10 protein-coding genes and 1 other RNA gene are annotated in these 9,609 nt (G+C 67.7%); 2 read left to right on the plus strand and 9 right to left on the minus strand.

Annotated elements, in window-relative coordinates; translation table 11 throughout:
- Positions 1-88: 88 nt before the first annotated feature.
- Genes AC6EUH_RS17685 through AC6EUH_RS17700 form a run of 4 tightly spaced genes read right to left on the minus strand, consistent with a single transcriptional unit; the run spans position 89 to position 2,461 of the window.
- Positions 89-460: a serine protease inhibitor gene (locus AC6EUH_RS17685; RefSeq protein ID WP_499739434.1), complete on the minus strand. Its 372-nt coding sequence runs from the start codon at positions 458-460 to the stop codon at positions 89-91.
- Entirely contained in the window at positions 457-1,455 is a 999-nt protein-coding gene (locus tag AC6EUH_RS17690; RefSeq protein WP_499739435.1) for a 3-methyladenine DNA glycosylase, read from the minus strand. The genes AC6EUH_RS17685 and AC6EUH_RS17690 overlap by 4 nt, the downstream gene beginning before the upstream one ends.
- Positions 1,412-1,960, minus strand: a complete 549-nt coding sequence (locus AC6EUH_RS17695; protein ID WP_499739436.1) for a subtilase-type protease inhibitor — start codon at positions 1,958-1,960, stop codon at positions 1,412-1,414. The genes AC6EUH_RS17690 and AC6EUH_RS17695 overlap by 44 nt, the downstream gene beginning before the upstream one ends.
- 27 nt (positions 1,961-1,987) lie before the next feature.
- A complete protein-coding gene (locus tag AC6EUH_RS17700) occupies positions 1,988-2,461 on the minus strand; it encodes a MarR family winged helix-turn-helix transcriptional regulator (RefSeq protein ID WP_499739437.1) in 474 nt (157 codons plus the stop codon).
- Between the two features lie 79 nt (positions 2,462-2,540).
- Between AC6EUH_RS17700 and AC6EUH_RS17705 the strand changes: the two genes are divergently transcribed.
- Together AC6EUH_RS17705 and AC6EUH_RS17710 are read left to right on the plus strand one after the other, a co-directional pair.
- Entirely contained in the window at positions 2,541-2,774 is a 234-nt protein-coding gene (locus tag AC6EUH_RS17705; RefSeq protein ID WP_056427627.1) for a hypothetical protein, read from the plus strand.
- A gap of 180 nt (positions 2,775-2,954) precedes the next feature.
- Positions 2,955-3,149, plus strand: coding sequence for a hypothetical protein (locus AC6EUH_RS17710; protein ID WP_056429214.1), 195 nt, complete (start codon positions 2,955-2,957; stop codon positions 3,147-3,149).
- An 82-nt stretch (positions 3,150-3,231) separates the two neighbouring features.
- On the opposite strand, the gene AC6EUH_RS17715 is transcribed toward AC6EUH_RS17710, so the two are convergent.
- The 5 genes from AC6EUH_RS17715 to ffs form a co-directional block, all read right to left on the minus strand.
- A complete protein-coding gene (locus AC6EUH_RS17715) occupies positions 3,232-4,590 on the minus strand; it encodes an aspartate kinase (protein WP_499739438.1) in 1,359 nt (452 codons plus the stop codon).
- Between the two features lie 336 nt (positions 4,591-4,926).
- The gene (locus AC6EUH_RS17720) at positions 4,927-5,493 is read right to left on the minus strand and encodes a GNAT family N-acetyltransferase (RefSeq protein WP_499739439.1); all 567 of its coding nucleotides are present in this window, start codon (positions 5,491-5,493) and stop codon (positions 4,927-4,929) included.
- A 12-nt stretch (positions 5,494-5,505) separates the two neighbouring features.
- Positions 5,506-6,105, minus strand: coding sequence for a recombination mediator RecR (gene recR / locus AC6EUH_RS17725; RefSeq protein ID WP_499739440.1), 600 nt, complete (start codon positions 6,103-6,105; stop codon positions 5,506-5,508).
- Positions 6,106-6,156: 51 nt separating this feature from the next.
- Positions 6,157-9,309 carry a DNA polymerase III subunit gamma and tau gene (locus AC6EUH_RS17730; RefSeq protein ID WP_499739441.1) on the minus strand — a complete coding sequence of 1,051 codons (3,153 nt, stop codon included), beginning with the start codon at positions 9,307-9,309 and terminating at the stop codon, positions 6,157-6,159.
- A 27-nt stretch (positions 9,310-9,336) separates the two neighbouring features.
- Positions 9,337-9,433, minus strand: an RNA gene (gene ffs / locus AC6EUH_RS17735) — signal recognition particle sRNA small type.
- Positions 9,434-9,609 lie beyond the last annotated feature (176 nt).

Below are 9,609 nucleotides of genomic sequence, written 5' to 3' on the forward strand. Positions count from 1 at the left end.
CGTTGCTTTTAAGCCTGGGGCCAGTGCCGTCCGGGCTGAATCCTGTTCAGCAGTCTTGCGGCTGGCAGCTGTCGCCTGTCTGTTCGTCCTAGACCGCGCCGGTGGAACCTGCCACCCCGCCCAGCAGCGGTGCCATGGTGCGCCAGCGGGCGATCTCGCAACCGTCGGTGCGGCTGAACTGGCTGTTGACTTCCCGGCCATCAAACCAGCCGGTCACCACGGCCACCTGCGGACCTCCATACTGCTGGGTGCACAACTTGGGCGGGCCGGGCTGGGGGAAGAAGATGTCCTCCCCGTGCCGGCTGACCGCCTCCAGGGCGGCCGGCGAATCCGGCAGCGTGCACCCCTCGGCGAGGGCGCCGCCGCTGGCCGTCAGCCGGAACACGTATTCCGGGGCGCCGGGGGCCTCCGTCAGGCGGATGGTGAGATCGATGTCGTGGAGGCTGAGACTGTCTGTCATTGCGGTCCTTCCGTGCTGTCGGGAGCAGCGACCGGGCTGGACGCCGCCGCCTCGAGCCAGGGCGCGAGTTCCCGCAGCAGCCGCTGCCGCAGTTCCTGCGATTCGGCGGAAAAAGCGCGCTGGTGTTCGACGTACTCGGCTTTGCCGTCGGGCGTCTCGATCAGGATTGCGGGATAGCCCCACTCGTTCAAGTCGTAGGGGGAAGCCTGCATGTCCATGGCCCGGATGCGCCAGGAGAGTTCAAAGCAGTCCATCACCAGCTCGCTGGGGAGCAGCGGCGCGAGCTTGTAGGCCCACTTGTACAGGTCCATGTTGGCGTGCAGGCACCCCGGCTGTTCCATGGTCCGCTGGGTTTCCCGGCTCGGCTCCAGGCTGTTCAGCGGCACGGCGTCCGGAGTGTAGAACCGGAAGGCATCGAAGTGCGAGCAGCGGATCCTGTTCTCCTCGACCACCCGGTCAGTCCGTTCGGCGCCGAGCCGCAGCTGGAGGTACTCGTGCCGGAGCTCGAACTTGTCCTGCCGGTAGACCATGGCCCATTCGTGCAGCCCGAAGCAGCCGAACTGGGCGGGCCGCGCCGCCGTTCCGGCGAGGATGATCCCGGCAAACTGCAGGGCCTCCCGGCGGTCGCGCACGAACGTTTCGACGTCGACCGTGACGGCCGTGGTGCCGGCCGGCAACCCGACGGCGGCGAGTTCGCCGGCGTCGGGCATGCGGTAATGCTTCCAACCGGCGCGCTCCGCCGCGGCGGCACCGGAGAGCACGACGCCGGCACCGGGGTGCCAGCGCATCAGCTGGCCCGGTTTCTGGGTGTAGTACGTGAAGAGGAAGTCCTCGACGGGGTGCTTCTTGCCCGCCGACCGGCGCGCGAGGTACGGGTCCGCGTAGCGCCGGACACGCGCTTGATGATCGGCCTGGCGCGGCAGCCAGTCTTCCTGCAGGAGATGTTGCAGCTTAGACAGCTCCGCCGCTTGAGCCGAGGACAACCTTGGCCGCATTCCACTCAGCGATCTCGCAGCCGTTTGTCAGGCTGAAGTTCGACTCGACCGGGATGCCGTCCACGACGCCGGTTACCGTGGCCTGCTGCGGGCCGCCGTACTGCTGGGTGCAGGGCTGGTCCGTTGGGCGCGGGCCGGGACTGACCAGCGCCGTGTTGCGCTTCAGCGCGAGGCAGGCTGCGGCGGCGTCGGGGTGCTGGCTCTCGGCCGCAGGGACGCCATCCTGGCAGACGAGCGTGAAGTTCGTGGGTTTGCCGGTCTCGGACGGTTTGACCATGATTGCGAGTTCGGCGTTGCCCTCCCCGGGGCCCGAGGGCACGGCCGAAGCAGAAGGCGGGGGCGCCGGACTCTTAGTCTCAGTGTCCGGCGAGGGGGTGCCCGTCCCTTCGGTCTGACCGGGAGCCGGGGCCGACGACGAGGGGGCTCCGCCGCCACCCGGTGTGCAGGCGGCCAGTGTGGCTACCGCGATCAGAACGAGCGCCGCGTGGCTCAGTTGCTTGCGCATCAGCAGTCCTCCTGTGTTGTGCCCAGTCTACCGCCGGGGCGGCCCGTCGGCGCCGGTCTTCGTGGCCGCAATCAAGTCCATCATGGAAGCATGCAGTTGCTGGACTTGTTCACGCGTCAGGCCCAGCCGGTCCATCATGGTGCCGGGAACGGCGGTGGCCTGCTTCCGCAGCGCGGCGCCTTGCGGGGTCAGTCCAACGGCGAGGGTCCGTTCGTCGCCGGGCACCCGCTGGCGCGTGATGAACCCGCCCGCTTCCAGACGGCGCAGCAGGGGCGAAATTGTTGCCGGTTCCTGGGCGAGGGCGTCGCTGATGTCGCGGACGGACCGGGGGCTGGATTCCCAGAGGGACAGCATCACGAGGTACTGGGGGTGGGTTAGCCCGAGCCTGTCCAGTACCGGTTTGTATGCGCCGACGACACTGCGGGAGGCCACCGTGAGCGCGAAGCACAGTTGGTGTTCCAGCAGGAGGTCGTCCTGGGTTCCGTCGGTCACATCCGTCACGGGGTCCTCCGTCGATAGTTAGTGCACTAATCATTAGCGTACACTGATAGGAACGTCTCGTTCTCAGGAGTGGATAGTGATGGGCAAGGAAAGCACCGAAAACGCCTCGCAGAGGTTCATGCGTTCAATGGGCAAGCTCCGGATGATTTTCGGTCCGGCCAACCGCAGTTCCCTCGGGCACGAGATGACCGAGCAGAACCGGCAGCTGCTGGCCCAGCGCGAAGCCGAAACCCAGCAGTGGGAGACACTCCACCGCCCCGACGGCAGCACCTATGTTGTGCCGCGCAACCCCGAGGACAAGTCACTGCGCTGAGCGGCGCCCGGCCGCGATTCCGGCCGAGGGAGCCCATGCCTTTTCCCGGCGCCGGGCGTAAAATGAGGGCACTGGCACCGGTGCCAGCACTTGGCTGCAGCCGTTCCGTGTGACCTAGGGGCTGGAGAGGGGGTGGGAATTGTGGCACGTGCACTGAAGAAAGTTGCACTAAGGCAGCATCTGCACCCGTCCTCTTGGGCGCGCTTCCTTTTCGGACCTGCCTCGCGGGGAGACTACGCCGCGCCGGTTGTGCACAAACGTGACGACTTCGAATACGCGTCAGAGACGGACCTCGCCGGTTTTGAAGTCGAGACCGACTCGCAGGGACATCACTACGCGGTCCGAAAAGAAGACCTCCCGAAAGAGGAAGTCTGAACAACGGCCCGCGAGGGCATGGAAAAGGGAGCGGCCCAGGCCGCTCCCTTTTCCAGTCAGCTCCCGGTGCTCACGGGGTGGCTCAGCGGCCGGTACCGCCATAGACGGTGGCCTCGTCCTCGCTGTCCAGGTCGAAGGCCTTGTGGATGGCGCGCACGGCGTCGTCGAGAAGGTCCGCGTGTGTCACGACGGAAATCCGGATCTCGGACGTGGAGATCATGTTGATGTTGATGCCGGCCTCCGAGAGCGCGGCGAAGAACCGTGCAGAGACGCCCGGGTGGGAGCGCATGCCGGCACCGATCAGTGACAGCTTGCCGATCTGCTCGTTGTACTCGATGCTCTCGAAGCCGATCCGGTCCTGTGCGGCGTGCAGGGCGGCCAGGGCGTCGGCGCCCTCGACGATCGGCAGCGTGAAGGAAATATCGGTCCGGCCGGTGCCGTGGGTGGAGACGTTCTGGACGATCATGTCGATGTTCGAGTGCGCATCAGCGATGACCTGGAAGATCGCAGCAGCCTTGCCGGGGATATCGGGAACCCCGACGACCGTGACCTTGGCCTCGGAGCGGTCGTGTGCGACGCCGGAGATGATTGGCTGCTCCAAGGCAACTCCCTCTTGGGTTGTGATCTTGTCGTCGGCGCCGGGCAGGACCCAGGTGCCTTCGTTCTGGCTGAATGAGGAACGGACGTGCAGCGGCACACCGAAACGCCGTGCGTACTCCACGCAGCGCAGGTGCAGGATTTTGGCCCCGGATGCGGCCAGTTCGAGCATTTCCTCGCTGGAGATCCGGTCGATCTTGCGGGCGGAGGGAACAACGCGGGGATCGGCGGTGTAGATTCCGTCGACGTCGGTGAAGATCTCACACACGTCGGCGTCGAGGGCGGCGGCGAGGGCCACCGCCGTCGTATCCGAGCCGCCGCGGCCCAGCGTGGTGACTTCGTTGGTGGTGCGGCTCATGCCCTGGAAGCCCGCGACGATGGCAACATGCCCCTTATCCAGGGCAGTGCGGATGCGGTGCGGGTCGACGTCGATGATCCGTGCCTTGCCGTGGATGCCGTCGGTGATCATGCCGGCCTGGGATCCGGTGAAGGACTGGGCCGAGGAACCGAACTTGTTGATGGCCATGGCGAGCAGGGCCATCGAAATGCGTTCGCCGGCGGAAAGGAGCATGTCCATTTCCCGGGCGGGGGCGGAGTCGGTGACCTGCGCGGCGAGGTCCAGGAGTTCATCGGTGGTGTCGCCCATGGCGGACACCACCACAACCACTTCGTCGCCGGCGTGCTGGGCATCCACGATCCGCCGGGCCACGCGCTTGATGCCCTCGGCATCCGCCACCGAGGAGCCGCCGAACTTCTTCACCACAAGGTGCTTCGTGGGGGCGGCGGAAACGGGCAGCCCCTGCGGCTGCGGTCCGGGGTGGACTTCTGTAGTGGGCAAACTCATGCGCGCACCCTCACTGGATCATCGGGGTTATGGGCCAAGCAACCAAACGGCGCGACGGCGTAACTTCTTAGCCCAGTTTATCGCCGCGACCACGCGGTTGCTGAATTGTGACCAAATGCCAGACAGTCCCGTAGCCGGTCCACCGGACATGCCCGGCGCCGGGGACGAGGAGCGGGCATGTTCCCCTGCCCGGCGGGGACATGTGCCCCGGTGGTGTCGAAGGATGGACATAAGGGCAGTATGTCCACCGCTGGGCGTGCAGGCTGGGCATTTCCATGACGGGATCCAGGCGCGACGGCGGCGTACCCGGTTAGCGGCGGTTGGGGCTCCGGTGGGTTATGTGGCCCGGTCCAGTCTGTAGCGCCAAGACGGAAGGTTCTTGACCGTTGTGTCCTCTAGTGACGTGAAGTGGCGGTCCTGCCGGAAGCCCAGGCCCGCCAAGAGCCGGCTGGAGGGTAGGTTGGGCTCATAGACGCCGGCGAACACAGTTTGTGTTCCGCGTTGTTCGAAAAGCCAGCTGACCAGGGCACCTGCCGCCTCGCGGCCCAGGCCGCGACCGTGGTGGTCGGGATGGAGAACATAGCCGAGGCTCCCGCAGTCGGCGGGTATCCTGCCCGGCGCCGGCGGCTCTGCCGAGTTCCACGTCCGTCCCTCACCAATGACCTCGCCCGTCTCGCGGAGCTCAATGGCCCAGCCGAAGTTGAACCAATCCACGCCGGACGATTCAGCGGCCTCGACCAGCTGAACCAGTCTGGCGAAGTTCTCCGTGGGACTCAGGGGATCGTGGGACAGATATTGTGTGGCCACTGGATCGCCGCGAAACCGGAGGACGGCCGTCGCATCTTCGATTGCGACAGGACGCAGCACCAGGCGTTCCGTGCGGATCGGGGCCGGTCGGGACATTGGCGCGTCTCCTCAGCTCAGCGCGTTGCGGCGGCCCTCGAAGGCACGGCCCAGGGTGACCTCGTCGGCGTACTCGAGGTCGCCTCCCACCGGCAGGCCCGAGGCCAGCCGGGTGACGGCGATGCCAATCGATTTGAGCATGCGCGCCAGGTAGGTCGCCGTGGCCTCGCCCTCAAGGTTGGGGTCCGTGGCGATAATGATTTCCTGGATGGCGCCGTCATTGAGCCGGGTGAGGAGTTCGCGGATCCGGAGCTGCTCCGGGCCGATGCCGGCGATGGGGTTAATCGCCCCGCCCAGCACGTGATACCGGCCGCGGAACGAACGCGTGCGTTCGACGGCGAGGACGTCCTTGGATTCTTCGACGACGCAGATGATCGAGGGGTCCCTGCGGGGGTCGCGGCAGATGTTGCACAGCTCCTGCTCCGTCACGTTGCCGCAGACCGTGCAGAATTTCACCCGTTCCTTGACCATGGTGATGGCGTCCACGAGCCGTTTCATGTCCTGCGGGTCCGCCTCGAGGATGTGGAAGGCTAGCCGTTGCGCGGATTTCGGCCCGACTCCGGGAAGGCGTCCGAGCTCGTCAATCAGCTCTTGAACTGCACCTTCGTACACAATGTCCTCGTTCGTTTGGGGTGATGACGGGCGGAGGGCCCGACGGGGAGGTTAGAAGCGCGGCGGCAGCGGACTTCCGTCCAGTGACCGCTCTTCAACCAGCTTTCCGCCCAGGATGCGTTCGACGGCGGCCCGTCCGAATACGCCCGATTCCTCGATCGTTTCGTCGTCAGCGCTCGGGATGTCCTGGACGTAGGTGGTGGTTGCGGCCCGGGCCGGAGCCTTGGCCCGTCCGGCCTCGGCTTCCGGGCTGTTGGACAGCCGCTGGTAGAGGCTTTGCCGCGCCGTCGGGTTCGACGCGGCCGGAGCTTCAGGGGCAGTAACTGGTGAAAGGGCGGGCGCGGCGACGGGCGCAGCGCTTGCCGAGACTGGAGCAGCGGGTATGGCGGGCGCGGCGATGGGCGCAGCGCTTGCCGAGGCTGGAGCGGCTGCAGCACCGGCCGGCACCAACTCGGCGGAGTCTCCCCAGCCGTTCGACGCGGACACCACTGGCTCATAGGCGGCGGATGACGACACTGCTGCGGCGTAGTGCGGGACCTGGGCCGCCGCGGGTTCGTAGTGCGGCGGTTCCGGCTCCGGCGTCGGCTCGGGTGACACCGACTCCTCCGGCGGGTAGCTCCCGACATTGGAACTTGTCCCGACGGCCCAGATTCCGGGAGCCGCTTCAACTGCACGGGCCCACGGGTCGTTGGCGGCGTCCGGCGCCTGGGGAATCGGGACAGTGGCCGGGGACTCCTGAGAGGCCGTGCTTGCTCGCCCTGCCGCGGCCTTCCTTTGGCGGGAGGGTGCGGGCTCGGCGGCCGGCCGGGCGGAACGCACCACGGCCGGGGTCGACGGGTCCCAGTCCATAGGCGGTTCTTCGTCGAGCGGCGGAGCGTCCTCGTCGCGCGGGGGTCCCCAGTCGTCGTCGGGGTAGGCGTAGGATCCGGCGGTCTCCGGCGGCCCGGCCGGCTGCTCGCCGGCCGCTGCGACTGCCGGCGCCGGGGCGGAGGGCCGCTCGGGAGCGGACGCTGCCGGGGCAGGGGAGTCGGCTGCCTGGACTGGAGCGGTCTGCGGCGCGGGAGCCGGAGCCGCCGGATGCGCGAGTGACGGAGCAGCCGGAATGACCGGAACAGCTGCCGGGGCGGGCGCTGGCTGCGGTGACCCGGTTTGCGCCGGGGCGGCGGCCGGGGGCAGCCCCCAGTCAGCGTCAGTGGACGCGGCCGGGACGTCCCGGCTAACGGGTACTTTTGGGTTTGGCTCAGAGCTCGCTGCGCTGTTGCTTCCACTGGCCACGGCATTGATCTGGCATTCGATGCCGATGGTCTTGTGGATCGCCTGCCGCAGGTTCTCTGAGTGGTCTGCGCGGCCGAACGCGCCGGCCAGCCCGGAGGTGGTGAACGCGAGCGTCAGGACATGGTCCTCGAAGTGGCCCACCTGGGCATTCGGTTCGACGAGGGCCCACGTGCTCCGCTTGATCTTGGTCAGCGTCTGCAGGATCTCCGGCCAGGCGCGGCGGAGGACCTCGACGTCGGGCCCGGAGCCGGCGACCGGTGCCGTCACCGGCGCTGGCGCGGGGGGCTGCTGGGTGCGGACCGGCGCGGATGGGACGGACGCATTGTGTCCGGAAGGAGTCGGAACGGGTTGTGCCGTGGCCGCTGGCGCTGGCGCTGGAGCCGGCTGCGTCGGCGCGGACGCCTGCGGGGCCGGAGCCTTCCCGGAGGGTGCCCGGTCCGCCCCGGCGGGCTCGTCGACGGGCCAGTCACTAGTGCTGACGCGCGGCGGCGTGAGTGATGCCCTGGCCGGTTCCGTCTCGCGCTCCGGAGCCACGGCAGGGGCAGGGACAGTTGCGGGGACGGCGGCAGGAGCCGGAGTTGCGGGTGCCGGGGCCGCCGGACCGGCCACGGCAGGAACCGCGGGTGCCGAAGCGGTCTGCACAGGAGCCGATGGTGCCGAAGCGGACGGCGCAGTAACGGACTGCACAGGAGCCGATGGCGCCGCAACCAACGGCGCCGGAGCGGGAGGCGCCGTTGCGGGGGACCCGACGTCGTTCCCGGCGTAGTTCAGGCGGCGTTCCACCCGGTCGATCCGGGCGGCAATTCCGCGCTCGGTCTGCTCGGCGGACGGCAGCAGGATTCGGGCGCACAGCAGTTCGAGGTGCAGCCGCGGCGAGGTGGCCCCGGTCATCTCGGTCAGGGCGGTGTTGGTGACGTCCGCCGCCCGGGACAACTCGGCCGCGCCCAGGTTGTGCGCCTGGTTCTGCATGCGTGCGATCTGGTCCGCGGGCATGCCGCGAAGGATTGACTGGGCGCTTTCCGGCATCGCCTGGACGATGATGAGGTCCCGGAAGCGTTCGAGCAGGTCCTCGACGAACCGGCGGGGGTCATGTCCGGTCTGGATGACGCGGTCCACCGCGCGGAAGACGGTGGCGGCGTCGGACGCGGCCACGGCCTCCACGACGTCGTCCAGCAGGGAGGCATGGGTGTACCCCAGAAGCGCGACGGCGAGTTCGTAGTCCAGGCCGGTGGGGCCGGCGCCCGCCATGAGCTGGTCCAGGACGGACAGCGAGTCGCGCACGGAGCCGCCGCCGGCCCGGATGACGAGCGAGAGCACGCCCGGCGCCACGGGGACGTTTTCCTGCGCGCAGAGCAGTTCAAGGTAGGCCATGAGCGGTTCCGGCGGCACGAGGCGGAACGGGTAATGGTGCGTGCGGGAGCGGATGGTGCCGATGACCTTGTCCGGCTCCGTGGTGGCGAAGATGAACTTGATATGTTCCGGCGGTTCTTCGACGATCTTGAGCAGCGCGTTGAAGCCGGCGGAGGTGACCATGTGGGCCTCGTCGATGATGAAGATCTTGTAGCGGTCTCGGACGGGGGCGTACGTGGCCCGTTCGCGAAGGTCGCGGGCGTCGTCCACACCGCCGTGGCTGGCGGCGTCGATTTCGATGACGTCGAGGGACCCGGAGCCGCCGCGGGCGAGTTCGACGCAGCTGGGGCACTTCCCGCAGGGGGTGTCCGTGGGGCCCTCGGCGCAGTTCAGGCAACGGGCCAGGATGCGGGCGGAAGTGGTTTTACCGCAGCCGCGGGGGCCCGAGAAGAGGTAGGCGTGGTTCACACGGTTCTTGCGCAGGGCCGTCATGAGCGGCTCGGTGACGTGTTCCTGCCCGATAACGTCCGCGAACGAATCAGGGCGGTATCTACGGTAAAGAGCGGTAGTAACAGTCACAGCTAAACCCTACCAATCGGCACAGACATAAAAGACCCCTCATGCACCCGCCAGAGCCCATTTACCCTTGCTACCTTCCGGTCCTGGGGGAGTTCAACAGGATGACGCCACATGAGGGGCCGTCAGTAAGTTTACCCGACATTTGAGTGTGCCCCGAATCGCACTCTTTGGTCCCGGGAAATCCCGTGGGACATGCCCAGTTTTCGCGGCCACTGGCCCAACCCCCGTTATGGCCCCTCCTGGCCGCGAAAACTGGGCAATTCCCCCGGGATTTCCCGGGACCAAATCGAGCGAATTGTG

Source organism: Arthrobacter sp. 001422645, from assembly GCF_059816125.1.

Bases quoted from the DNA above. Each gene is read 5' to 3' on its own strand.
- AC6EUH_RS17690 (WP_499739435.1), bottom strand. From the start codon at position 1,455: ATGCGGCCAAGGTTGTCCTCGGCTCAAGCGGCGGAGCTGTCTAAGCTG.
- AC6EUH_RS17695 (WP_499739436.1), bottom strand. From the start codon at position 1,960: ATGCGCAAGCAACTGAGCCACGCGGCGCTCGTTCTGATCGCGGTAGCC.
- AC6EUH_RS17685 (WP_499739434.1), bottom strand. From the start codon at position 460: ATGACAGACAGTCTCAGCCTCCACGACATCGATCTCACCATCCGCCTG.
- AC6EUH_RS17705 (WP_056427627.1), top strand. From the start codon at position 2,541: ATGGGCAAGGAAAGCACCGAAAACGCCTCGCAGAGGTTCATGCGTTCA.
- AC6EUH_RS17720 (WP_499739439.1), bottom strand. From the start codon at position 5,493: ATGTCCCGACCGGCCCCGATCCGCACGGAACGCCTGGTGCTGCGTCCT.
- AC6EUH_RS17715 (WP_499739438.1), bottom strand. From the start codon at position 4,590: ATGAGTTTGCCCACTACAGAAGTCCACCCCGGACCGCAGCCGCAGGGG.